This is a genomic window from Streptomyces sp. NPDC003300 (genome assembly GCF_040610915.1).
Lineage (GTDB): Bacteria > Actinomycetota > Actinomycetes > Streptomycetales > Streptomycetaceae > Actinacidiphila.
Window position 1 is genome coordinate 115,366 of record NZ_JBEXNE010000004.1, and the last position, 25,364, is coordinate 140,729.

The window sequence follows — 25,364 nt, forward strand, 5'->3', positions numbered from 1 at the left end:
GACTCGGGGAGCGGGTCGGCTCCCATATGGCTCCCAGGAATTCCCGGTTTGACGTGCCCCTTTGTCGTCTCTCGGCCCGCGGCGGAGGAGGTGACACCAGCAAGCCACGGCGGCGGGAACGTCCGTACAGCGGACGCTCGTTCTCCTCGTCGGAGGGGAGCGCCGGTGAAGACACGACAGAAGGATCGAGAGGTCCCTGGGCCCGATGAGCCGTGGAGTGAGATACGCCCCGGCCTGTGGATGGGCGGCCACTACTGGATCGACATGGCGGGCGAGTTGCAGACGGCTGTCGTGGGCGGTGAGTTCGACCTCGTGGTGAGCCTCTTCACCCTCCCCGGGCACGGCCCGTCCGCCGCCGTCGAGCATGTGGTCTTAGAGCTCCCCGACGGCCCGCTGGTGCCGGACCAGATCGCTGCGGTCCAGCAACTGGCTATCCGTGTCTCCGCTGCCGCTCGGGCGGGGCGTTCCGTCCTCGTACGCTGCCACTCCGGTTACAACCGCTCGGGCCTGGTCGTCGGCCAGGTGCTGATTGAGCTGGGGAGCGACCCGGGCGCGGCCGTGGATCTGATCCGCCGGAAGCGGTCGCCCTGGGCGCTGAACAACGAGGTGTTCGAGCAGTACCTCACGGCGGGGCTCGACGCGGCCTATCTCCTGACCGGGCTGGAGGCGCTCCCGTGACAGGCGGCGCCACCATCGCCTTCCATAGGTCATCGGCGGCGTTTTCAGCCCGTCGCCGCGAGGCCCGCCGCGGCGTCGGGCCAGGGCTTGGATGTCGTCTGAGATCGGCGCCCGATGAGCCTCTGCCCGTCGGTTATGCCCCAGTATCTGTTGGAAGCGGGCGGCAGAGGCCGAGGCTCTTCCACGCGATGCACAGCATCTCGAATGCCCTTACCTTCGCCGTCTGGGAGAACGGACAGTGGATGCCCTCGCTGACCGGCAGCCTCGTCGCTTCTCTTCGTGCTGGGCGAGAAGAAGCGCGGTGTGACGTGGGCCGGGGGGTGACTACGATCCGTACCGATGACGGCACAGTGGTGGGCTTTGGCTTGCAACTGTCAATCTCCGTGCACGGTGCGTAGCAAGCCATTTATCGCGGCGCGCAAAAGAGATGCTGAGCCGCTCCCATCCGCGTAGTCGATGACGGATGTTTTCGCGTGCTGGGTAATGAAGCCCGTTGCGGCATGTTTGGCGCATCGGGTGGCCAGCACGACCACATCGGCGGCCCGGGCCTTTGAGCGCAGCGGTGGACTGCCGACACTGTCGTGCGCACAGATGACTTTGACTCCGGGCGCAAGTTGCCGCAAGGCTTCACTGACGCGGTCCAGTACTCCCTGGTCCAGGGAGTACAGTAGTACGTTGCGGCCAGCGGCCTTCCGTAGACTTTCATCGGTATTCCGCGCCAGGTCGTCGTCCGACTGCTCGTGCCAGTCCAGTTCGATACCGAGTTCCAGGGACAGGCGTCGTGCCATGGCAATATCCGCTGGGTCCAGGCGTCCTTGGTGCACACTGAGCGGCAAGAGCAGTGCCAACGCGAAGGATTCGCGAGCGTCAGGGTCGGGAGAAGCTTCCATAACCAGTCGGTCAGCGAAGTCCAGGGCAATAACGGCCCGTTCGGGAGCAACCCAACGCTCGCATGTATCGGCAAGTTCCTCCAGTAGTTGTCTGTAGACAACAGTGGAAGGGCTCGAACGCAGTACTATCTCGCTCAGTGCCTGCACAGCCAGCAGATCACCGGGTCCTAGCCAGTCGTAGGCCAGCGCACAGGTAATGAGAGAGCGCGCGCTGAACGGTGCGGGCTGGTCGTATCCGACGCTTTCGATGAAGGCCCCAACGCAGCGCCAGATCTTCTTTTGGCTCTCGTCGTGTAGGTCTTCCAGTAGCGCAGCGACTTCCTGGTCGTCTGCGGCGGGTGAGGGCCACGCCGTCCAGATGCCGTGCTCAAGAAGTGCGTTCAGGCCGGAGTACCCGTCGGCTACCGCCTTGATCAACTCCACCCATGTGGTTGGTATGGATTCGAACGGGTTTGGGTCAGTGTCCTGCGGCAGGGACGGTGGGGCTGTCGGCCTCGGCGAATCAACAGGCGCATCCGCCGCCGCTGGGACTGGTGTATCCCGGGGAACGCTCTGCGCGCTGATGAGTGTCGTTGCGGCTTCTTTGAGAGCAGGCGGCAGAACGTCGTGGGACATCATGTGCTCGATGGCCGTGAGTACGTGCTGGCTGCTCTGAAGGGCGCCACGCGCCACTGCTGCCAGAAGCAGAACGACGAGCCCCTCGACGGAATAGGACTCCGTGTTGTCTTCGAAAGGGGCCAGTGCAAGGAAGCCCCGGTCATGGAGGGCCTGTTTCGCCTTAGACAGATCACCGTGGTCCAAGGGGTCCTGTACGTCGCAGGAGAAGACGGCCTCCAGCACCGCTGCCTTCACCGGGGCGGGCGGGTCTTGCCGCAGCACGTCGCCGAGGCCCGGATAGTCAAGCAGTTCTCGATCGAGGCCGAGTCGGTTGAGTCGCTTGATGTGCAGGTGGGCGAGGTTAGCGGCGGTGATGCCTCCTTGGCCGACCAGTTGATCGAGAACCGTTTGGGAGGCGGCTTGACCGCCAGCCGCAAGGGCGGCGTCGAATTCGGCTAGCAGTCGTCCCGTCGGCTTCACCGCCCGCCACAGCCGCGGGGGACGATGAGCAATCGTGTGCTGCATGAGCAGGGCCACGTCGGTCAATTTCTGGCGGAAGCGGCGGTTGGGGTGTGTCTCGAGCCTGAAGGTGGTCGTCGCCGTTCCGGCGAACTCCTGCACCGCTGCTTCAATGGGATCGTGGGTGTCCAAGGTGCAGGGGTGCACGCCGGCGCCAATGAGGTAGGTGGCGCCGGCGAAGGCAGTGATTATGGTGCCGACGAGAGTCGCGTGCGCCTCATCGCGGGCGATGACATAGATCGCGTAGCGATCTTGGGCCTGCTGATAGCGAGGCAGCACGATCGGGATGTCGCTGCCGCTGCGAAGCAGATCGACGAAGGGCCGGGCTCGTTCGCCCGTACCCGGGTCGGGATCCATATTCGGCCAGGCGTCGTTGCCCCCGCCGAAAAAGCGCTGGAGGAAGGCTTCCAAGTCTTGGGCGCTTGGAGCGGGGGCGACCGGGCGCTGGGTGATCACTGATGTTCCTTCCATCGCTGGGCGAGTTCCAGCCGTGCCTGGGCCGCGTCCTTGCCTCCCACCTTGTAGCTCACCGCCTCATCGTTCTCCAGAAGGCCGCGCACCGTGAAGTTCATGGATCCGGTGAGCATCCAGTCTCGGCCGCAGATTGTCTTCTCGTGCACGGTTGGGTTCTGGACGGTGCGCACGGTGTGGTGGGGGGTCAGGCGATTCAGCCGTGTGAGGAACCGGGCGTTGTGCGTGTCGGGGCGGGTGACCACGGTCAGAGAGGTGCCGGCCATCGCGATCCGTGCCAGCAGATCGGCCAATGAACAGCTGCTGGGAGGATTGTCGTCGAACAGGTCGTCGTATGTTCCCTGGCTGTTGTCGAGAATCTTCACATCGCTGATCCAAGGTGAGACCAGCCACATCACCGGTCCGGGAGAGGTGAGTTCTCCGACGAGGGCCATGGCCAGAATGGCATCCGCGCGCACGCCGGTATGCCTGCTGGTGCGTACGGGGCGCTCAAGGCCGCTCACTGCGTAGCCTCCCGGATGTCCACTCGGACGCGCCACTGCCCGCCGTCACGTCGCATTCCTTGAATCTCTCCGTACAGGCGTAGCACGTCCCAATCCACGGTCAGTACAGGCACACGGACGACGGCGTCGGACAGCGCTGCCGCGGCGTTCGTGTCAGCGGTCAACTCCACCGCAGCATGCTGGGTTATGGCCGCTTGGTAGCGCTGTTCCCAGCCTTCTTCGGTGACGTCGATGCGCGGCAGTTGCTCGTCGTGGGCTGCGGCAGCCAGGAGACGGTCGAGAACGGGTGGGCGGTCGAGGTATGGCTGGTAGTACCGAAGGTGATGGGTCCTGGCGTCCCGTCCCCGCGGCCAGAGGAGGCTGAACGCCTGGTCGGCCGACAAGCGTGGGCCGGGGCCGGTGGGCAGGCGCCCGGAGCCGACGGCATAGGCGATGACGCGAGCGTCGACTTCCACGCCGAGTCGGAGTTCGAGGGCCTGCCATGCATTGATCACAGCTAGTGCGCTGGCATCGGTGGTGGGGTTGCTGCCCGGTCGGAGGAGTCGCGTGGACAGGGCTGCCACGGCACTGTGGCGTGGCGGGCCGTCGAGTGCGCTCCACGCCTTGCGGAGGTCAGTGAGTGCTTGGCGGGAATCGGCTGCGGAGGTGCGGGCCCGCAGATCTGCCATCGCCTGTGCCGCCGTGCCGGTCGGCGCTGTGGTGACGTGGCGCAAGAGTCGGGTAATGGTGGTGTCGACGTATTCGTAGTCGTTGGGAGTCAGGGCTGTCTCGACCAGACGCCAAAAGCGCCGTGGGTCCTCGGCGTAGTAGCGAGAGAGCTGTTCGATCACTCCCAGACCGCCGATGGAGGTCTCGCTCAGCCATACGTTGGCCGGATGATCGTCCTGGGCTGCAGGAACTACGTCGACAATCAAGTCGGAGTCCTGTGCGTCCGGGCAGGCACGCAGTGCTGCAGCAAGGACGGCAGCGGCGACGGTGTCGGTGTAGGCCCGCTGTGCCAGGTCGGTGGTGCGGACGGCGACATCCGATGCCACCAGGAGGTATCCGGCCCGGTCCAAGGCGTCCACGACGGTGCGAACGTCGCTCAGTTCAGTAAGTGTGGCGATGAGCCGTTCGTTGGTGTGGGTGGGCTGGCCGGCAGGCTCGTCGCGGTAGAGCACGCTGAGGATTTCCGCCAGGTCCTCCCGCCAACTGCCGCCTGCCAGTGCGGCACGGATCGAAGACGGATCGGGACTGTCGTCGCCTATGCCTCGCAGGGAGAACGATGTCAGGTAGACCAGGGCGAGCCAACCGCGCTGGAACTGGTTCGTCACCTCTGCCAATGCGGGATCATCGCTTACGGCCTGGAAGAAGGCCAGGGTCCGCCATTGGGGTTCGGCGAGGTACTTGGCAATCTCGGGGCGGGCGGTGTCCAGCGGGGCGAGAGTGAAGGAGGCGGCATCAACACTGAGTTGGAATCCGAGGGCGGCCGGTTCCCCGTTGTAGGTGTAGTGCACCGTTCGGGCATCTGTGGTGCCCGAGTCGTAGCTGACATCGAAGCGTGCTCCGGAAGTCATCCGGCGCACTTCGATGGGGTTGCCTGCTGCGTGCAGGGAGAAGCCGACGGCAGTGATGCGGTCCTGCCACGAGGAAGGGCGGGGAACGTCCCCTGCCAGGGGCGAGGTAGTGGAGTGGACAACGATCTGAGAGCCCCACAGCGGAAAGCCTTGTGACCGGTCGGCGACCGATCTGGGCGGCCGGCTGAGGTGCAGGCGATGGGGGCGCAGTACGACCAGGCCCGTTTCGTAGCCTGGGGGAAACCATCGGCCTTCGCGTGTCGGATCGGGGACGAGGGCTTCGTCCAGTTCTAGCGTGTCCTGGCCGAGCGGGGGGATGGGAAGCCAGGTTCGGTGGTCGTCCCGTTGATGGCCGTAACGGCGGCTGACCCGGCCGGGTACGGCTTCTCTAAGAGCCCTGGCGATCGGCAGAAGTTCGTCGGTGCTCTCTTGTTCTGAGCCTCCGGCAGCCTGACGCGCAGCGAAGGGGAGCGTTAGTGCGACCTCAGGTACGTTGAGTGCGTCGAACAGGGCGCGGGTCACGAACTCTGGCAACATGCTCCCAGGGTCGGCGCCGGGATCCTTCTCCTGGAGTGTCTGCCAGTTATTCTTCAGTCGACGAGTCGCGGTGGGTACCACGCTGAGCAGGAGTGACCGCGGCTCCTCCCACAGTAGGGCCTGCACCTCATCGGCGCTCAATTGCAGTGCGGTTCTGAGGTGACGTGCGAGATCGTCCTGGAGAGTGGCCGTGGTCAGCAGACTCTCCAGCAAGTGCGCCAACTGCTCGCGGGAACCGTTGTCCTGAGTCTTGCTGCCCTTTCGTGGTGCGGTCAGTAGTTGCCTGGGATCGTTCCAGATCTGGCGGGATCGTAGTTTTCGTCCGGCCCAGTCGAGCAGAGACTGCGCTCCCTGGATTTTGATCACGAAACGGTTGTTGACCGGCAGGTGCCGTGCGGCCACTTCCGGCTGGAACAGCGTCTCGTAAGCCTGGTAGGCGAGCCTGTCTCGGCCGTAGTCGGAGAGGGCGATGACCGTGATCGGGCGCATGGCGCGCTGACGGCCGGCGCGGCCGCGTCGCTGGATGAAGGCAGCCGCATCGTGGGGTGCCTTGTGCTGGAGGACCAGTCCGACGCGCGGGTCGTTGAATCCGACTTCGAGAGATGCGGTCGCCACTGTCAGGTCTGCGTGCAGATCGACCCCGACGTCCTGCGATGACGTGCGCGCCACGCGCAGGACGTGGCTGCCTGCGCCAGGGGCGAGCACGTGGCCGATCTTCTCCATGAGGTCCCATGACTGGCCGTCGCGATAGCGGGCGTGATGCTGGGGACTGGCCGGAGCTCGGAGGGAAGCGAGGGCGGGATGGCGGCCATTTGACCTGCCGTAGCGGTCTTGTTTTCCCTCGGCATCCCGCAGGTCGTCGTAGAACCGGTTGGTGACGTCAAGGTCGTCGGTGAAGAGGAATCCGGTGGATCCGTACAGAGCGGCGTCTTCCTCGGGGTCGAGCATGCGCCCGAAGAGCATGGCCGTTTGAATGGATGTGGACAGCAGGCTGCTACCGGCGATCGGATCGCCGCGCAGTGCGAGGGCGTATTCGCGGCCCTCCTCGTCCATGCTGTCATCGCCTGGCTGGATGTACTCAACGTCGTTGTCGCGCAGACCCACCAGGCGGGCAAAGAATGCGCTGGCGTCGCGCAGCGTGGCGCTCAGCCCGACGAACGTGACCGGTTTGCGGACGGCCTGCTGCCATCGGCGCAGCAATAGGGCCGTCTGCGCCCCGTGGAGCCCAGCGTAGGTGTGCACCTCGTCGAGAAGGACCAGTGAGGGGACGGCACCTGCCTGCCAGCCCAGCAGTCGGCCGATGCCTCCGGCGGCGCTATAGAGGTTGAGCATCTCGGTAGTGGTGAACAGCAGGTCCGGTGGCTGCTGGCGCTGGGATTGGCGGGTGAGGGCCAGGCGGCCCTCCGGGATGACGCTCTGGCAGGCGAGGCAGGCCAGTCGTTCTTTGTTGCTGCGGCGGTCCGCGTCGTGCCAGAGAAGTTCACCGCGCTCGCATTGCGGGCACGTCAGGTAGGGGCAGATGGCGCCTTGCTGGGTTCGCTTCCAGGCCGCGCGGCTGTTGGCACCGGGCTCAAGTCTCGTGTCCTGGGGGTCGTACGGCGTGTCTCCGTAGAGCGCTCCCAGGCGAAGCGGCCGACGCTCGCAGCTTTGCAGGGTGGACTCCAGAGCACTGGCGGTGCTCAGCGCCTCCCGTAGTTGGTCACGCAGAAGTTCCTTCCGCGGATACAGCGCCAGGGTGTGCAGCCGGAAACTGTTCGGGCGGGCACGCTCGGCCATGGCGGCGAAGGCCGGCAGGTAAAAGGACAACGTCTTGCCGCTGCCGGTGCCGGCCCCCACAATCACACCGCTGGAGTGCGGGCGGTTAAGGGCGCTGGTTACCGCCGTGGCGGCATCGATCTGGAACCGGGCGAGGTCACGGGAACCGATCTGTGCTTTGGCCACGAGGTGCTGGAGACGAGCCCAGCCTGGCAGGTTGGCGAGTTCCTTCAGCGCAGTCGTCGCGGGGATGTTGCGCTGAGGATAGCGGCGCGGCGCGGTGTGCAGGCGGTAGTCGGCGACAAGTCGTTTGCTGGTCTGCCACCACGGCGTCGCCTCGTCGCGGACCTGCCAGGGGAAGAGTTGCCGCAGTTGAGCTGCCAGACGGACGGTCTCGGCCAGCCGCGTGCGATATTGCGAGGGCGAGGTGTCCGGTACCTTGAACAGCCAGGCGCGATCGCGGAATTCGTACAACAGATCTTCGCTCGATATACCTGCCGCCTCCTGCGGGGCGTCGAGCAGGCAGAGATCGAAGACCTCAAGGACTTCGCTTTCGGTCAGAGCGCCGTTGGTAATTCCCCAGGATACAAGGGGCAACTCGCGGTCTTCGAGCGCATTGAGGACGTTGTTGTAGAAACGGGCACGGGACGGTGTGATCACGTGCGCCTCCTGCGGACTTCCAGGTCTGAGTCGAGAGCGACACGACGGAGCAGTGCGATCTCCTCGTCTGTGATGTCGCTGAGCAGCAGGGCGGTGCCAGAGGCCAGGCGGTCCAAGAGCGTCTGCAGTCCTTCCGGCGGAGGTGGTGCGCTATCGAGCAGTTCGGCTAGTTCGGCATGTGCATTGGCAAACAGAATAGTCACGGCTGCGTCGACGTCGGCGCGAGTAGTTTTGGTGAGGTCCTGATATAGCGCCTTGGCCCGCGCCTGGTCCTGCAGGGAGAGCATGACCTGCCGTGCCATCTGCAAAGCCGCCAATTGGGATCGCGTCCACAGCCGCCATGCCTCCTGGCTGTCGTGGGCTATGCGATCGGCGACCTTTTGCACCGCTGTTGACGCTCTGGTGAAGGCGGGGTTGGGAGGCAGTCCGCCTTCGCACTGGCGGGTGAACGCTGCCAGACCCGTGTCGAGCCCGGAGAGGTCGATGTCGCCCGCGGCTGGCTGAGCCATCAAGGAGCGGGCTATGTGCAGGCGCCGCTTCAAGGCCATCAACTGGTTGTACAGGACGCTGATGCGTTCGCTGATGCGCCTTGCCTCCTCCTCTCCCTTCTCTCCCTCGTTGAGTCGGCGTGCCTCCGCCTGCAGGTGCTCAGCCTTTTCTAGCACGGACAAGGGCGCGCTCATCGATCCTCCTCCGGTGCGCTCAGCGACTGCCATTCGATCAAGAGCTCCCGGACGCCACGGGCCGCCTCATCGCCATGAGAGTTGGTGCGGACTGCAGCGTGCTCCAAAGCGCTGTTCAGCCATGCATCGCTGGCCTGCAGTAGGCCGCTGACCACCTGGGTGGTGACGCCTCGGTCACGCACGGCCGCTGTGATGCGGGCCGCGTCGGAGGCATCGGGTTGCTCCGCCAGCATGAGATCGTCTTCGAGTTGGTTCAGGATCTTCCAGTCGACATCCTGCGCCCGCGCAAGACGTTCAGTGAGATCCGTGCGCGTGGCCAGCGGAACCGGGATGCTGGCGTCTTCGGCCGCAAGCAGCGCATTGCGCACGGCGGCCAAGACCTGCGCCCCGGTCTTGCCCCGCGGGTGGTGTAGGCGTATGTTGTCCAACTTTCGACGCAGCGTCGCATTCTGCGTATTCACCATGTCCGTCCAGTTGGCGAAGGTTTTGACGGCCTGCTTTACCCATTCCGGTATGTCCGATCCCGTCACCTGCCAGTCCCACTGCGCTGCCGCTCGGCGCAGCAGCGGCAGCGCCCTCGCCGCGTCGATCAGTCGGGGCTTGCCGTCGCCCTGGGCCACACCGAGGGCATCGCGGAGCCGCTCGACGAGAGGGGGGCGGTGCTGGAGGTGGCCTACCAGGGCTCGACTCCATGCGCCTTCTCGGTCTGCTGCGTCCTGGCGCGCCCATGAGCGTCCGTCGGCAAAGACGGCCGTCAGTAGTTCGGCCTCGTCCATGCCCGGCCACGCCTGTCCTGCCAGAGCGGCGCCGATCAAGGCGGCCCGCAACCCGAGGACCAAGTCATCATCGGTGATCTGCAGGTTCTTCTGCAGAGCGGTGGTCAGCGACGCGGTGAAGCGGTCGGCGTCTGTGCTCAGCCGACGTACGTGTTCGGCGCGTTGGGCAGGTTGGCCATTCTTCAGCAGCAGCACACTGCGCAGGTAACGGCTGTTTCGTGCCGTCCGCTTGAACTTGATCGGGGCTTCGTCTGCGCCCTGAATGTTCTCTGTGGCGCCTTCGATTGAGACCACACGGGCGTTGGAGGGCCAGGCTGAGCGGAGCGTCGCTTGTGTCTGCTCCCGCATCAGCGGATGGACCCACCGGTAACGTTGCGCGACGGCGGTCACAATGACGGTGCGCAGTTCGCTGGCCACGGCTTGCTGTAGGACCTGCTCTCGCGTTAGCCAGTCCTCCACCGCATTGACCTTGGCTTGCAGGGAGGGCGGGAGCTCGTCCGTGGCGTGAGGATCCCTTTGAGGCTTCTCCTTGCGCGAGTTCGCTTCTGGCACCTTGCGCAGATTCCGCGAAGTGGCGCTTCCCCCGGAGAAGGCGCGGGTTTCCAAGGCAAAGGCTTCTGTGACTGCGGACGGCAGCGCGCCGGCGTGGTCAGGGGCTCCGCCCCAGAACTCCAGGACGATCTTCCGGCGGTCGGCGTCGAGGTGGTCCTCCGCCTCTACGACTTCCTGTACGTCGGTGGAGAGCGGCTCGTCGATGTCCGCGGTGGGGAACTGCGTGCGGAATCGGGCGTCTGGGAAGGTGCCTTCCGTGAGCGCGTTGGCTTGGTCGACCAGGACGGGGCGGATCACGCTGCCGAGCACGGTGCGTGGCACAAACGCGTAGGGGTCGTTGCGTGGAGCAGTCGCGTGGATGGTGCGGACCAGAGCGTATGAATTAAACGGATACAGGCCAAAACCTTCGGAACTGACCCCAAACTGCTCATGGCACCGGGAGACCAGGTCGCAGGTCTCGCAGGGATTGGGGATCTGCCGCTCACCCTCCTTCTCCAGGGCGTCCCGTCCAACTCGGGCGGCGTTGAGATACCGACCAACGAAAGAGGTGATCTCGGATTCGCCTCGGTCGTCCCTGGTGAAAGAAACATTGAGGTTGTAAACGTAGCCTGCGGTCGCCCGCACGCGGGTAAGTGCGGTCTCCGGAAGGTCGCTGAAGTAGCTCGTAGTGACAGCCATAAGGGTGCGGATCGGCGCCAGGGTGGTGCTGCCGTAGCGGTTGGCGGCCTCAATGACCGCATCGAGGAGGTCTTTCTGTACGCCCTGGATCAGCGCGAAATCCTCGATGAGCAGAATAATCTCTTTGCCCTTGCGGGCGTACTCCTGCCGTACCTGCAACATGGCGTCCTGCAGGCGGCCCGCTCCCAGGCTCGCCACCCGTTTGACAGCCGCTTCTAGATGCTGGTTCAGCAGGTCGACGGCGGCCTGCTGCAATTGTGTGTTACCCGAGATCACATTGATCATCCTGATCGTGACCTGGGCGGCGCGATGGAGATCCAGTAGGTCGGTGGGGAGGGCATCAATAGTGAACGCCATGGGGCGGTCAGGTTCGCCGTCTGCACGGTCCTGCAGCAGTTGTTTTGCCAGTTGCGGAATGAACTTGCCCTCTCCGAGCATGAAGGCGCTCACGTGTGGGTCTTGCAGGACGACCGTCAGACCGCGGGGACCGGCAAGCGGACGGGCGTGCTGGCCTACGTCCCGGGCTGTCGTCGCGGCCAGGGCCTCACTAAGGGCGTTCAGGAGGCGCCTGCTCAACGTGGCCGCATCCACGCCATCGGTGAATCGGTCTATATCGGCGCGCAATTGAGTCAGCGCACCGCCGTCCGCATCGGCGAGGAGGGCGTCGATCACAGCGCGCAGGCTGGTCTTAGCTTTCTCCAGGTAGATGATCTTGTACTTGTCCGAAGGGGGCAGGTTTTCGCGCACCCAGCGCACCAGGTGCGACTTTCCCGTCCCGGAGTCACCGACGATCGGCAACAGGAGCGCGCCGGTGTCGGACTGCAGCGACAGAAAGTCTTTCAGGACGGTGTTCTCGTCGATGAGCGGGCCGTTGTCGACGATGGCACGTCCGTCCAGGCTGGCCCTGCGAATGCGTAGCGGCGCATGCGTGGCCAGGAAGACCGCACGAGATGGGCTGATCGCCTCGGTGTTGATCGTCGTGGCTGCGGTTTCGGGAGTCCAACAAAGGAAGCCACGGAAGTCAGCCATGCTGGTCCTCCGAGATGACGATATCGGATACGTAATGGGAGGGACGGTCAGGGTCATGAAGTGTCAAGACGCGCCGAGCGTCTGCGCCCTGCTGCAGGATGAGCCAGCCCTCGTCTTCGCCGCGCAGCAGGGCGTAGGACAAGGTGGGGCCTGCTGACTGGGTGCCTGGGTCGGGGATGCCCATGGCGTTGGCGTAGTCCCCGCCGGGCAGGACCGGCAGAGCGGTACGCATGGCTCGGACTACGTCCACGGCGTTTGCTTGTTCCCCGACGGGCCACAGCCTTTGTACTGTCTGCTTTACGGCTTCTGTGCAGTCTGGCAGCAGGGGGCCCTTTCCGCTGCTGGACAACAACGGGGCCGCAGCCAGGCCCAGGGCCGGCGCCCAGTGCACGAAGCGATTCCAGCGCGTGTCGTTTCGCGACGCAGTGCCCGCATCAGGATTGAGGTCGATGGACTGCTCGCGTTGGACGATCTCCCAGGTGGCCGGTTCATCGAGAGGGTCGCGGGAGAGGAACCACACGAGGATGCGGGTGAGGTCGCGCGAACCGGTCTGTCCTGCGTCGGCAGCCAGTCCGACATTGAGTTCCCGGGCCAGGACGGCTTGGCGCAGGGCACTACTGAAGGATGTGAAGTCCGCGCCGTCGAGGTCCTCGGCATGTCCGGCGAGCGACAGTCGGTCCTCGTTGTCGGTGATCAACTGCAACTCACGCAGGCTGCGCAGGGCTTGATCGAAGATCTTGTTCTCCTTGCCCTCGGTCAGGGAGGGTGGAGCCAAAAATGCCCGCGCGCGATCCGCCGACAGCGGCTTCCGCTCTGCGGCAAGAAGACGAACGACGGCCCACATAAAGGGTGGTATCGAAGATTCTGCGAGCAACAGGGCCACTAAAACGACTCCAAGGCAGTGCGTACCCATAGGTGGGCGCGATGGATTGCAACAAGTGGGGTGTCGGGACGATCCGGGTGCGCCAAAGACCGTGGATGCAACAGATACGTTACATCCTTGGAATCGAAACGCATCGCCAGATCCTCTCCCATATGGGACGCAGACGAGTCCAGCAGCCAGACCATCGGGTTGGTGTAGCGGCCTAGGAGGTCCTCGTCCCTGTCGACGACGAGGGGGTGAGGGCGCACGTCGCGTTGCAGTCGTCGGGTGACGAGGCTGGCAAGCCCCGGACCGCCGACCACCGACATCCCCCGCACCGCCAGGCGCTCGAGAAGTTCGGGCATCAGGTCTGTGAACTCCCTTTCGGTCTCCCAGTAGATGGAAAGGCACGGAAGGTCACCGCGGAAGCGCTTCAATGGGTCCTCGCGCTGGCTCGGCCACGACGGCACGGCGGGCCAGGGCTCGACCGCGAGGCGGTAGTAGCCCTCCGGGGCGGCACGCGGCGGGCCCTGCTTTCGGCAAGGCGGGCATCCACGGCAGGTGACTCCGGTGGTCAGGACGCCTTCGTGGTAGGGCACGCGGTAGTGGTCGGCCAGTGCCTCGCCCCAGCAGCGGTCGCCACGCAGGATCTTTTTCAGCCGGCCGGCGGCACTACGCTGGTCGTTGATGATCAGTCGGCGAACGTCATCGAAACGCTGCAGGAAGTAGACGCGGTCGTTGGTTTGCCCGTCCACGAGGAAGATGTCGAACTCTTTGCCCAGGGACGTGTAGAAAGCGTCAAGACGTCCTTGCCAAGCCGTGTCGGTTTCCTGCTCCCCGCGCTGTGGGGGGTCGGGGATGGTCACCTTGATGAGGCCGGCTCTGACCATGAAGTTGAGGATGCGTTCGTTCCAACTGCGATGCTGGCCGAAACCTTCGGGCATGTCGGCTGGCAGGGCTTCGAGGCTGAGCCGGTGCGCCCCGCTGTCGGTGGCAGTGCGTCCCACCCACATAGCCCGCCACCGGGACCAGGCGCGCTTAGCGGTCAACTGCGGGCTGCGGTTGATACGTTCGGCTAGTTTCTCGTCCCCAGGAGCTGTGGCCATATAAGCGATGCAGGGATTCCCGTCACGTCCGGCGCGTCCGACCTCCTGGTAGTAGCGGTCCGTGGTCTCCGGGAGACAGGCATGGACCACCGTGCGCACGTCGGCGAGGTCGATTCCCAGACCGAAGGCCGACGTGCCTACGACGACATCGAAGCGCGTGGCCCCAGGCCCGACCGGGGTCGATCCCGCCCAACCTTCGAGCGCCCGCAGTCGCTGGTCGTCGGTGGACTTCCCGGTGACCTGGGTGACGCGGCGGAAGCCGGCTTGGCGGAGCCGTTCAGCCCAATCGACGGCGTCCTCGACGCGGTTGGTGTAGAGCGCCAGGGGCCGAGGCAGCATAGCCACTGCTTCAATGACGGCTTGGTCCCGGGTTTGATCATCGGGGCAGGCGTCGACGTAGCAGGAGGGTTCGTGCCGGAGTTGGGAGGCCCATACCACCTGAGCCTGCCCTTCCTCGGCGAACAACTGCTCCAGAAGGCTGACCTGCTGTTTGGTGAGAGTGGCACTCATGGCCACGGTCACCGGCGCCTGGTCGTGGGGGGCCTTGCGCAGCCAGGTACGCCGGTGGCTGGCCATGGTCTGGAACTCGGGCCGAAAGCCTGTGCCCCACTGATCGACCAGGTGCGCCTCGTCGATGACGAAGTACTGAAGCAGTCCAGCTTCGGCGGCGTCCTCCAGCGGCTTTTTCAGCGCCGTCACAACAGCTTCGGGGGAGGTGAACAGCACACGTTGGCTACCGGTTCGGACATCGTCGCAGATCTGCCGTTTGATCTCCTGTGGCATGCCGCCGGTGTAGGCGTAGCGGCCAGTCGGGCTTTGCCTGCCCTGGCGACCGAAGGCAGCCTGCGTCCTGGCCTCCATGTCCAGGGCGAGAATGACGGTGGGGACGACCACGACGGACACTCCCGTGCGGGCGCCCGCCAGCAGCGCGGCGGCTAGGGCCACTGCGGTCTTCCCGTGGCCGGTGGGCAGGCACACGATCGTCGTGCTGCCCGCTGGAGCCAGCGCAACGGCCCGTGCGGCTTGCTGCTGTCCGACGGAGACGTATTCCTGATAGCCGAGGGCCTCGGTCCAATAGGGATCGGCCGGCTGGGACTCGAGATGGCGCCGGTGCGGTGAGTCCTGTCCGAGGCGGATCTGCTTCAGATCTTCCCGTGCGCTTTCTAGCGCTTGAGATGTCAAGGCGCGAGGGTGCCACTCCAGAGCAAAGACGCGCAGTCCGCCCCTGGTGGGCAGCGTTCTGCACGCCATTTGGTCCCACTGCTCGCGGTTGGGCAGGGCAGGGTCCAACGGCACCTCCAGGCCAGCCTGGTTGCCCCTGACCGCGGCCTCCAGTAGGACTTGCCGAGTCAGGGCAGCGATGTCGCGCCAGCCGACCGCGTCCGTGCGGTGGGCCGCCAGGTCGGCCAGGGCGTCCCTCAGTCGCCGCAGCGTCCCCGTCGCCGTCGTCGCGGGCACCTCGGGCCACGCGGAGAACAACTCCTGTGCGTACGCCCACAGATCAGCCATGGCGGTTCACCGTTCGGTATCCGCCGCGCACGATGCAGGTGGCGGCAACCACGCGGACCGAGGGGTGGCTCAGTCCCTCTGCCAGATCCCGCCCCACGGCCACGTCAAGTAGGTAGCTCTCTGTGTCGCCCAGGAGATGGCCTGCCGCGCGTCGCGCCTGCGCCTGCGCACCCGCCACGGCAAGCTGCTGTCGTGCCTGTTCCTGAGCCTGGACGCACTTGCTGACCAGGTCGTTGGCCTGGACGAGGTGGGCGCGGGCTACTTCCTCGGCTGCTTCGGCCGCTCGCCGATACTCTCGCCCGCCTCCGAACAATTCGAGCAGTTGCTGTTGGTTGGTGAAGTTGTAGTTTTGGTCGCCCTGCTTGCCATAGAGGGCGTCCAGCCATCCACACGCCTCGGGATTGGTTAGAGCCGCACGATGTCCTGTCGGCACCCAAACCTTGCGAGTGAACGGTGCGAGCAGGCGGTCAGCCTGGCGCCGCAGCGCCCGCGCGGCCTCTGGTCTGTCATCGACTCGCTGCAGGGCGGAACCGATGTCGGCCTCCACGAGGTACTCAAATCCGAAGTACGCCTCATCGGCCCCGCGGCAGGCTGGGTCAAAGCGCCGGAAGGCTGTGGCCTGTCCGCGTTCGTCGGCGAAGACGATTTCGGCGAGCATGTCGACAAAGGGGTTGCCTGTGCGGAAGAGCCGGGTACCCGGCGCACGCAGGGCGGCTGACCGGTTGAACACGCCCTGGGACATGTGGGGGTGAATGCTGCTGGCGGCCGCTTGGTGGCGTCGAGGGTCGATCAGGGGGTGGGAGGAGGCAACATCGAACCTGTCGCGCTGGTGCCCGCCAACAGTACGTATGTCATGGCGGAAGCGCAGCCCACCACTGCTGTTGTCGGCGTAGTGCACCAGATTCTCCCGCAGCTCTCGCCATTCCTGTTCGAGGCGATCGAGTGTGTCAGTGGTCTGACGCGCCTGTTCCGACGTCTCATGGATCGACTCCAGCATGTCCATGGTGTCGATGTTCCGCTTGGCCTGGCGGAGGCTCTCGCGGAGGTCAGGTGCCAGGGTCGTGAGTCCGGCGGGGCCGTCGATCAACGCCTGCCGCCACACTGTTGCCAGTCCTTCTGCGATGATGTCCTGCAGGGTCGAAACCGATGCGGTGAACAGGTCATAGCCCTCGTGGAGGAGGGCGGCCCAGGCCCCGCAAAACATCTCGTTTCCTTCGCGGTCACCGACGCGGAACTGCTGCGCCGGCCGATTCTGTCGCAACGACTCCACGCCCCGGTAGCGATCCACCCGTCCGATCCGCTGCTCCAGGCGGTTGGGGGACCACGGCAGCCGCATGTGCACCACAGTGTCGGCGACCTGAAGGTTCAACCCGTCCTCGGCCGATGTGTCAGTGACGAGGATTTGACACAGTCCCGCCTCTTGCGGGGCACGCCATGCCTGCACCACGCGGTCGCACGCATCCGCACCAGTTGTCGTCGTGTGCAAACCCACCACTGTGGTTGAAGCGTGGGCGTCACCGAGGGCAGTCGCCACCTGAGTCGCCAAGCAACCCGGACCGCAGAAGATCACCACCTTGGTTCCGTGACGGATCACCGGCGCCAGTACATGGGCAAGGGACGAGCGCGTGAAGAAGGCGGGCAAGTCGGCGCACTGCTTGTCGTAGGTCTTCAACAGGGTGCTTTCGGCAGGAAGAACTCTTGCTGCCGCGAGCAGTTGCCGTTCCTGCTCGGTGAGTCCGGCTGCTTCAGCGGCGGATCGGTCGAGATGGATACGCCAGCGCAGAGCGCACAGCAGGTCCGCCGCCGGACCCCCTGCCCGGGAGGTCAGCACCGCCAGCGCCATGGCGAAGGCCGCATACTGGATGTCGTCGCTTTCAGCGTCCATCAAGTCGTCGGCGACGAGCGCGCGCCACTCGAGCAGCAGTGCCTGGCTCAAATGGTGTTCTTCCAGGTTCACCGCGAGCAGTCGCGGCCGGGTGCGTCCTCTCACTTCGTAGGGCACCAGGCCCGACCCTTCGTCATCCTGCAGCACGGAGGCGCGGCGGTGACGGATGACCCGCCGGTGTAGACGGTAGGTCTCGCTGAGGTGTGCCCTCAGGCGCTCAACACGCAGGCCGAGTTCAGGGGCCTGGTCCTCGTCCACCAACTCATCGTCGTCGGTGAGGAGCGCCAGCACGCCGGCAGCCAAGTCTTCGAACCGTGCGTCGATCGGCACGAGGTCTCGCAGGCTCTTGATTGTCATCGGTAGCAGCGCGGGGAAGTAGGAGTCCAGTTGGAACACGCCGTCGGCCAGGTCTTGGCGCCGCCTGTAGCGCTCCTCGAATGCGGCACGGTCGTCCCACCGGTACAGGTCCTTGTCCAGCAGGTGCAACAGGCCGAGGTGGGTGACGTAGTGAGAGGTCACCGGAGTGGCCGAGAGGAGCAGCAGTCGCGCGGCCGAGTGGGCGATGCCGCACAGTTCCCGATACGGGGATTGCGTCGGCTCGATGATGTCGTGGACGAGGAGATGAGCCTCGTCCACGACGAGCAGATCGACGTCCCGGTAGGTCTCCCACTTGTCGGGGGTCTCGTGGGAGGTGAAGGTGATGCGCGCGTCGGGGAAGTCGTCTATGAAGAACTTCTCCAGCATCTCGCTGCGCCACTGCCTCACCAAGGGTTGGGGCGTGACGACGACGACCCTCGCCTGGGGGTCGTCGATCAGGGTCTGACGAATGACATATCCGGCCTGGACGGTTTTCCCGAGCCCGACCTCATCGGACAGCAAGTAGCGCTGCACCGGGTCGCAGAGGACCGTCAAAGCAGTTTGCACCTGGTGGGGGTAGATCTCCACGGCAGCGGACAGCAGCGCCGGGATGCTGCCGCAGGCTTTGCGCTGGGCGATGAGACTGTGCAGCATCGGCAGGCGGGTGTCGTGGAAGTAGCCGGATTCGTTTCCACCTGCCCCCAGAGTCGCCACTGGATTACGTACCGGCTTATCCCAACGTACATGCAACTCTGCCGCTTTGACCGGCAGATGCACGTCCGGTCGATTGGGGAACTGCACGTAGTACACGCCCGGGGCGCTTCCCCGTACCCGTCCCACATTCCATACGCCAGTGCTGGGATCTCGCCGGTAGACCCGCGTCTCTTCTGGCAAGGACACCGGCGTGCATGATCGCGCAGCGATGCGTTGCTGCAGCGCAACGGGTTCCGCTATCGACTCGAAGAAGTCGACCTGAACGCTGTCTCCTTCGAGTGCCCCCACACGCCCTACCCCCGGTGAACCGGAGAAGCAGACGAAATCCCCCACCCTCAGCCCCGACATTGCACTTCCTTCACAAGCCGCTCACATCTGGTCGATCGAAGGGTAATCTTCACGACCGACAACGACCCCGCCAGGCAGACGATCTTGGGTACACACCCGACCCCGGCCCCCCGTTCCATGCATCGGCGCCGCTCACGCGCTGCCCTTCCAACATGGTCCGGCAACCGGCCGCTCGAAACTCTGCCCGCTTCGCCCCACTCCATCTGGATAGTGTCGGTGAGATAACGATAAAGAGGATCACATCGTTTCGTAACCCAAACCGTCGATCCGGACCCCTGGAGTAGTCACGGCCGAGATCTGACACCGCAGGCAACGCAGCCCGCCGGAAGCCTCTGCGACTGCCGGAGCGACCCGATGGGCAGGGCGACAGCGTCCACAATCTGCCGCGGCGACAGACGTGAAACAGGCGGGTCGAGGTACTGATCGGTAGTTACTGAGGTTGAACTCGTGATGTCGTGCCGTTGCTCAGGCGGGTTTGATGGTCAGGCCGGTCTCGGCGAGGCAGCCGTCGATGAGGTGGTTGCGGTACTGGATGTGCCGTAGGCCGCGCCGGACGGTCTGCACGAGGTGTTCGGGAGTGCTGAAGGCGACGTTGGAGAGCCAGCCGCACCGCAGGAGGGACCAGATCCCTTCCACGGGGTTGAGATCGGGCGCCTAGGGCGGCAGATAGTAAATGGACAGCCAGTCCCGCGCTTCGGCGAATTCTCGCAGGCCGACGGCTTTGTGGACGTTGAGATTGTCCCAGACGAGCACGATCGGGCCGCCGAGTTGCTGGTGGGCGGCGGTCAGCAGGTTGCGGTAGTCGCGCCAGGAGAAGCTCTTGCGTCCGTCGCGTCGGCCGTCGTCCCGGCGGGGCCGGTAGATCAGCCGGGACCGGTAGCCGGGTCTGTAGCAGGTCAACGCCGCGATGGATATCCGCCTGCGGGAACGTCCGCGGAGCCGCACGACCGGGGTGCGGCCACGCGGTGACCAGGTTCTGGCGTGCGGCGGCGTCATGGAGAAGCCGGCTTCGTCCTCGAAGACCAGCCAGGCCCCACGAGCCGCCGCTAACCTTCCGCGCGGGGCCACACCTCCTTGACCCACCCGGCCATGGCGTCATCGTCGCGCTCCATGGCACGACGGGCCGGAACCTGGCAGGACCAGCCGTTACGGACCAGCAGCTTGCGCACCCCCTGGATCGTGTAGGTCAGGTGGAAGCGCCGGCCGATCACGGTCTTGACCCGCCCCAGAGTCCAGCGCTGGTCCTCCCAGCCGTGCGCGGCCGACCCCTTCGCCAACTCCGCCTCCAGTTGGGCGAACTGCTTCTCGCTCAGCCTCGGGAGCGACGCCGGGCCCTGCGACCGCAAGGATCGCGGACCGCCCTCGGCCCACGCGTGACGCCATCGCTGCACCGAACGGACACTGACCCGCAGGTCCCTGGCGATCGACGTACTGCCCCCATCCCGCGCGAACCGCTCAGCCGCCTGAAGCAGTAACTCCCCGCGCTTGCAACTGCCGTTCGGCGGTCAGCCCGCCACCCTGTGGATACTGCATCCTCCGGGGATACCGCAGACAGGCACCAAACGTCAGCCCCTACGACTCCACAAGTTCAACCTCAGTAACAGCACGTTCGCGTGCAAACTCTCCATCGGGTGGACGACTGCTCCTGGCCTCGAATTTTCCACGAGTCCTCGTCGGTGTGATGACTGGGGCTCTGTGTTTGTTTGGTGCGGTTTTTTCGGGGCCGGGGGGGCTGAGGGTCCGGCTGTCGCGTCGGGTGGCGCCGGGTTCCTCTTTGCCGGAGCGGTCGTGCTTGTGGTTGGGGTGGTTGACGTGGCTGGTTAGCCGGGGTTCGGCAAGCTCTGCAGACGGTTGAGCGCCTGGGTGATGACGTCGGTCCAGGGCCACTTGGCGGTGAAGCGGAGCCAGCGTCGGCGGCCGGTGGTGAGGATCTGGGCGGCGGCGGAGAACAACCGCAGGCGAAGCCGTTTGGGTCCCCAGTGGCGGGTTTCTGCTGTCAGGGCAGGCATCGGCATCCAGGCGAGGAGATCGAGTGCGAGGGAGATGATCTTGAGCCAGATCCATTTCTGGGCGGACTCGTGCAGGGGCAGGTTGCGCAGTCCGGTGTCGCGGGCGTTTCGGATGCGGTCCTCGCAGCGGGGACGCCGACGGTGGCGTAGTTCCGGGTTGGTGAACTGCCCGCCGGTGGTGTTGATGGCGAAGCAGGTGAGGCGATGGCCCTCAAGGTCGGTAAGGCACAACTGGGCCCGGGGGCGGGGCTGTTCCTTGCGGACGATCAGCCGCATGCCTTTCGGCCAGGTGCTCCGATCGGGCATGTCGGTGATCTCCGCAACTCAGGCGCTGGGCAACTCGATCCCCTCGGCGTCATAGGCCGGTGTCCACGCCTTCTTCGGGATCTTCAGCACGGCCTGGTGGATGGCGTCGGTGATGGTCATTCCGACGGAATACGTCAGTCACCGGGCGGGCTGGGAAGCCAAGTTGAGGAAGGCGTGGGTGCAGTTGGCGGAGTCGGTTCGGATCAGGGTCCGTTGTCCCCGCCGCAGGTGTCCGGGGAGTTGGGCCAGGGGGAGCTGGGTGGTAGTGATGTGATCACTCGCGGTGTTGGAGCCCGCGTTGCCCGGCCGCAGCCCGGCGGCCACCGGCTCTCCCGAAACGGCCTGGCCGTGGACGACGAACGCGACGAGCGGGTGATGGCCGAAGGTTTTCTTGCAGGTCGCGGGGGCGTCCTGCTTCTCGGAGAGCGCGAGGACCAGCACACCGTCGATGTCCACGATCACCGGTCCGGCGGCGGCCGGACCGTTCGCACCGGCCAGTTCCCAGACCCGCCGACGGGCTTCGGCCCAGGCCGAGCGGATCGCGGTCAGCGCCTTGGGTCCCGCTGCGGTAAGGGTGTCGATGAGACGGGAGACCGTCGGATCGGATGCCACCGGCCCGCCCACCTCTGGCTCGGCCCGCAGGACCTCGACATCTGCCAGGCAGCCCCCGCTGAGAAGTGTGGCGGGCGCGATGTCCAGCAAGACCTTTCCCGGATCCTGCATGGCCCGCGGCTTGCGCCACGGTGTCAGTGCCGCCGATATCGTATCGTCCGGCTCTGACGTGCGGACCGTCTCAACCAGTAGAACTACCCCGACGTCCGAGACTACCCCGTGGCCACCGCCCTCGACGCGGGTACCGGATAGAACCCGATGCTCTTCTTCACCTGAGAAGTGCCTCCGGCTGGAGCAGGAACAAGGACCTCGAAGATCCTCATTCGTGCTGGTCAGAGGCACTTTTCGCTTACGCGATCACTCATCGGACAACCTGCATGGCGAAAGCGCGACGCTAGCGCTCCTGGCTGCGCCAGACCAGGCGCGGGGGAGGTTCCAGGTGGCTAGAGCAGGAACCAAAAGTTCCCGCCGGCGACACCAGCGGCAACGCCCAGGAAGGTGAGGAAGGCGGGCGAGACAGACAGGGACACGGACAGGTTGAAGTGCTTGCCGAAGGTGACGCGCATGGACCGGGGTCCGCCCACGGGATCGGTGTCGGCCGCGACCGGGCAACGGTGCTCCTTGTTGGGAGGCATGTCATGCTGGTGAGTCATGGGTAATCCCCTCTTGGTGGGGCGTCGCCGCTCTCGCGGCCTAGGAACCAGATGACGGCGACGCTCCGCTCGTCTCTCCTGCCTCGTGCAGAAGAGGACAAAAAGGGGGCCCGACCACGGCAGTCCGTGGTCGGGCCCCTCAACGATGCTGAAACGGTAGCGAGTTACCGGATAGTAGGTCAACTCCGTGGTATCTGTGTAGGTTGACGCCGCGCTAGCCTCGACCTTGCATGAGCCCTCGTTGGACGTTGGCCGGGGCTTCTTGCGTGCGGGATCTCGGTTCGTTCCGGGGATGGGCAGATCGATGGCCCGATTGTCGTGTCGGGTGGGCGCCGGGTTCCACGGGTCCGGAGTCATTCGGTTGCGGGACGTGTCGTTATTGCTGGCCAGCCGGGATCCGGTAGGACTTGCAGGCGGTTGTAGGCACTGGTGATCGTTTCGGTCGACGGCCAGTGGCCGCCCAGGCGGAGGATGTGTCGGCGGCCCGTGGTGACCAGGCGGGCGGCAGAGAACAGTCTGATCGGAGCTTTTTGGGTTCCCAGCAGCGGGCTTGGCCAGTTAGGGCAGCATCGGCATCTTAGGCCAGCAGGTTCATGGCGAGCCGGACGATCTCCAGCCAGATCTGGTTGCTGACGGTGTGGTGCAGGGAGAGGTTGCGCAGGCCGGTGTCGCGGGCGGCGCGGATGCGGTCCTCAGCGCGGGCGCGTTGGCGGTGGCGCAGTTCGAGCGCCGAGATCGCGGTGCCGGTGGTGTTGGTGGCGAAGCAGGTCAGGCGCATGCCGTCGGCGTCAGTGACCCTCAACTGGGCCCCGGGGTACGGGCGTTTTTTCCCCACGATCAATTGAATCCCCGTCGGCCAGGTGTTCAGGACGTCGCTGGCAAGTTCGGCGACCCAGGCACCGTCACGGAGTTGGCCGTCCGGTTCGACTGCCGGAGTCAAGGCCGGGCCCGGAATCTGCAGAACAGCGTGGTGGATGGCGTCGGTGATCGTCATCCCGACCGAGTAGGACAACCACGGGCCCCGTGCGGTGAGCCAGTTGAAGAACCCCTGGGTGCCACCTGCGGAGTCGGTTCGGATCAGTGTTTGCCGGCGTCGCCGGTACTGCTTCGGCAACTGGGCCAGAGCCAGATTCGTGGTGGTGGTGTGGTCAGCTGCGTTGTTGCTGCCGGCGTTGCCCGGCCCGCAGCACGGCGGACACCGGCTCCCCGGAGCCGGCCCGGCCGTGGTTGACGAATCCGACCAGCGGATGATGCCCGAAGGTTTCTTCCACGTCGCGGTGGCGTCCTGCTCCTCGGAATGCGCCAGGACCAGCACCCCGTCGATGTCCACGGTAGCCTGCCCGTCCGTGTCGGGGGCATCGGTGCCGCCAACCCCCATACCCGCTCGCGGACTCCGGCCCTGCCCGGCGGATCGCGGTCAGCGCACGAGGATCCGACCGGGTCAGGGTCTCCACCAGTCGCGACACCGTGGGATCGGAGGCCACGGGCCCGAACACGGCAGGTTCGGCCCTTAGCACGCCGATATCCGACAGGCACTCCCCGCCCAGCCACCGGCAGCGCGAGGTCCAGCAGCATTTTGCCCGGGTCATGCAGGGCCCGGGGCTTGCCCCCGCCAACAGCGACGCCGATATCGCTGCGTCCAGCCCCATCTTGCGGACCGCTTCCATCAGCAGTAGGACCCCACCGGCCTGCGAGGCCGCCCCGCGCCCCCGTCCCCGACGCGGACACGCGGATACGACCCGATACGCTTCTTCACCTGAGAAGTGCGTCTTTTTCTACCACCTACAGGCCCTCAGCAGGTCTTACTCGTTGCAGGTCAGCAGCACTCTCCACTTATTTGATCGAGGACCGGACAGGCACTCCCGCGAAAGCCCGAGGCTAGCGAGTCGGCTGGCATCATCTGCGTGCCCTCGGTGGGCGGCGGCAGCCACGGTAAGCCCCGGTCAGGTTGGGCTGTTCACTGGGCCCGGCCCGGCACGGTGAATCAACAGGTCAGTTGCGGACGGCGCGTACCAGCAGGTCGGTGAGCAGGCGAATGTCGTTGGGGGTGTTCTGCAGGCCGTTCCAACGGCGCTGTTCCCCGTCGGCAAAGCGCCACATGCCTGAGGTCCAGGCGGTGATGGGCATCAGGCCCAGAACAGCGTTGCGAACGAGTTTGCAGTCGACTTGGTCGGCTGCCATGCCGTCGGTGAGGCTGTCCATGACGAAGCCCATGGCCTGGATGCCGACGCCGTGGGTGAGGCGAGATTGGCGGGGCGGGAGTTTCCAGGCGTCGCTAAAGGTCTCTTTTACGATGCTCCAGTAGGAGCGCAGGTGCGTCAGCATGCTCTCGACGTCGCCAGAGCCGTCTTCGGGGTTGCGGTACTGGTAGAGGGCGCCTTCGAAGAGGCTATGTTCCAGCATGCGGAGCAGGCTGGTGTCTTTGATGTTGCCGTGGGGTGAGGTGGGACTGGCGATGCGGCCGTAGAAGGGACCCTGGCCGTCGGTGTTGAGGCGGGTCATCAGTTGGGCCGGCAGACGCTTGCGGGCGTAGGCGGGCGGGAGATGACCGCTGGTGTCGGGCAGCAGTTCGTGGATGAGGCCCTTGGGGAGTGGCTTGGTGGAGTTGACCAAGATGAACTGGGACCGCTGGTCTTCGTGGTTGTCGGCGATGAATCCGACTACGGCTACGGGGAATTCGGCGAGGTCCGCATCGCGGATGGCGGCGCTGCGCTGCTGGCCGTCGACGATCAGGGCGGGCTTGTCCTCGTCGGGCAGGGACTCGTCGACAGGGATGACTAGTTCGCCGGGGACGGAGTAGTCGACGCCAGTGGGACGGCGCGCTGCGCTTTCGAACCTGACGGATTCGTCGAAAGCGAGGACCAGGGCGTTGGGAAGCATGGCGTTGTCGGACTCAAGGTAGCGGCGGATGCCTCGAATGTGGCTGAGGACTTCGGGGCGCTGGTAGCCCTTCAGGTTGCTGCTGTCATCCCGGCGGATGCGGGAGACGGCTGCGAAGCCGTGGAGTTTCTTCCCGTCGACGGCAAAGCAGTAGATTTTTCTGTCGCCCTGGCGTACTTCGAGTGCCGGGAGCCTGAGTTCGTATCGGTCGGCCATCGCATCTCCTGACATGTTCAAAA

At 65.4% G+C, this 25,364-nt stretch carries 12 protein-coding genes and 3 pseudogenes; 1 reads left to right on the plus strand and 14 read right to left on the minus strand.

Translation table 11 applies throughout. The features are described from left to right. Nucleotides 1–165 precede the first annotated feature (165 nt). Entirely contained in the window at nucleotides 166–678 is a 513-nt protein-coding gene (locus ABZX65_RS07645) for a protein phosphatase (RefSeq protein ID WP_355336006.1), read from the plus strand. 374 nt (nucleotides 679–1,052) lie between these two features. Here the strand turns inward: ABZX65_RS07645 and dpdD are convergent, their stop codons facing one another. The 14 genes and pseudogenes from dpdD to dbpB form a co-directional block, all read right to left on the minus strand. After that, on the minus strand, nucleotides 1,053–3,140 hold the full coding sequence (gene dpdD / locus ABZX65_RS07650; RefSeq protein ID WP_355336008.1) for a protein DpdD: 2,088 nt from the start codon (nucleotides 3,138–3,140) through the stop codon (nucleotides 1,053–1,055). After that, entirely contained in the window at nucleotides 3,137–3,658 is a 522-nt protein-coding gene (gene dpdK / locus ABZX65_RS07655; protein WP_355336010.1) for a phospholipase D-like domain-containing protein DpdK, read from the minus strand. The genes dpdD and dpdK overlap by 4 nt, the downstream gene beginning before the upstream one ends. Beyond that, on the minus strand, nucleotides 3,655–8,166 hold the full coding sequence (gene dpdJ / locus ABZX65_RS07660; RefSeq protein WP_355336012.1) for a protein DpdJ: 4,512 nt from the start codon (nucleotides 8,164–8,166) through the stop codon (nucleotides 3,655–3,657). The genes dpdK and dpdJ overlap by 4 nt, the downstream gene beginning before the upstream one ends. Further along, nucleotides 8,163–8,849: a hypothetical protein gene (locus ABZX65_RS07665; RefSeq protein WP_355336014.1), complete on the minus strand. Its 687-nt coding sequence runs from the start codon at nucleotides 8,847–8,849 to the stop codon at nucleotides 8,163–8,165. Before ABZX65_RS07665 ends, dpdJ begins: the two co-directional genes overlap by 4 nt. Beyond that, nucleotides 8,846–11,884 (minus strand): protein DpdH, encoded by a 3,039-nt coding sequence (gene dpdH, locus ABZX65_RS07670; RefSeq protein WP_355336016.1) that lies wholly within the window; start codon nucleotides 11,882–11,884, stop codon nucleotides 8,846–8,848. Before dpdH ends, ABZX65_RS07665 begins: the two co-directional genes overlap by 4 nt. Further along, nucleotides 11,877–12,728, minus strand: a complete 852-nt coding sequence (gene dpdG, locus ABZX65_RS07675; protein WP_355336017.1) for a protein DpdG — start codon at nucleotides 12,726–12,728, stop codon at nucleotides 11,877–11,879. The genes dpdH and dpdG overlap by 8 nt, the downstream gene beginning before the upstream one ends. A gap of 38 nt (nucleotides 12,729–12,766) precedes the next feature. Beyond that, on the minus strand, nucleotides 12,767–15,361 hold the full coding sequence (gene dpdF / locus ABZX65_RS07680) for a protein DpdF (protein WP_355336019.1): 2,595 nt from the start codon (nucleotides 15,359–15,361) through the stop codon (nucleotides 12,767–12,769). After that, the gene (gene dpdE, locus ABZX65_RS07685; RefSeq protein ID WP_355336021.1) at nucleotides 15,354–18,665 is read right to left on the minus strand and encodes a protein DpdE; all 3,312 of its coding nucleotides are present in this window, start codon (nucleotides 18,663–18,665) and stop codon (nucleotides 15,354–15,356) included. The genes dpdF and dpdE overlap by 8 nt, the downstream gene beginning before the upstream one ends. A 465-nt stretch (nucleotides 18,666–19,130) precedes the next feature. Beyond that, nucleotides 19,131–19,661 (minus strand): annotated as a pseudogene (locus ABZX65_RS07690) (transposase). Nucleotides 19,662–19,711: 50 nt separating this feature from the next. After that, a complete protein-coding gene (locus tag ABZX65_RS07695) occupies nucleotides 19,712–20,056 on the minus strand; it encodes a winged helix-turn-helix domain-containing protein (RefSeq protein ID WP_355336023.1) in 345 nt (114 codons plus the stop codon). A gap of 429 nt (nucleotides 20,057–20,485) precedes the next feature. Then, nucleotides 20,486–21,864: pseudogene (locus tag ABZX65_RS07700) on the minus strand (IS1380 family transposase). Between the two features lie 171 nt (nucleotides 21,865–22,035). After that, nucleotides 22,036–22,245 (minus strand): hypothetical protein, encoded by a 210-nt coding sequence (locus ABZX65_RS07705; RefSeq protein WP_355336025.1) that lies wholly within the window; start codon nucleotides 22,243–22,245, stop codon nucleotides 22,036–22,038. Nucleotides 22,246–22,598: 353 nt separating this feature from the next. Further along, nucleotides 22,599–24,001 (minus strand): annotated as a pseudogene (locus ABZX65_RS07710) (IS1380 family transposase). 236 nt (nucleotides 24,002–24,237) lie between these two features. Further along, nucleotides 24,238–25,341 carry a DGQHR domain-containing protein DpdB gene (gene dbpB, locus ABZX65_RS07715; protein WP_355336027.1) on the minus strand — a complete coding sequence of 368 codons (1,104 nt, stop codon included), beginning with the start codon at nucleotides 25,339–25,341 and terminating at the stop codon, nucleotides 24,238–24,240. Between the last annotated feature and the right edge of the window lie 23 nt (nucleotides 25,342–25,364).

Bases quoted from the DNA above. Each gene is read 5' to 3' on its own strand.
- ABZX65_RS07665 (WP_355336014.1), bottom strand. From the start codon at position 8,849: ATGAGCGCGCCCTTGTCCGTGCTAGAAAAGGCTGAGCACCTGCAGGCG.
- dpdH (WP_355336016.1), bottom strand. From the start codon at position 11,884: ATGGCTGACTTCCGTGGCTTCCTTTGTTGGACTCCCGAAACCGCAGCC.
- dpdG (WP_355336017.1), bottom strand. From the start codon at position 12,728: ATGTGGGCCGTCGTTCGTCTTCTTGCCGCAGAGCGGAAGCCGCTGTCG.
- dpdF (WP_355336019.1), bottom strand. From the start codon at position 15,361: ATGGCTGATCTGTGGGCGTACGCACAGGAGTTGTTCTCCGCGTGGCCC.
- dpdE (WP_355336021.1), bottom strand. From the start codon at position 18,665: ATGTCGGGGCTGAGGGTGGGGGATTTCGTCTGCTTCTCCGGTTCACCG.
- ABZX65_RS07705 (WP_355336025.1), bottom strand. From the start codon at position 22,245: ATGACTCACCAGCATGACATGCCTCCCAACAAGGAGCACCGTTGCCCG.
- dbpB (WP_355336027.1), bottom strand. From the start codon at position 25,341: ATGGCCGACCGATACGAACTCAGGCTCCCGGCACTCGAAGTACGCCAG.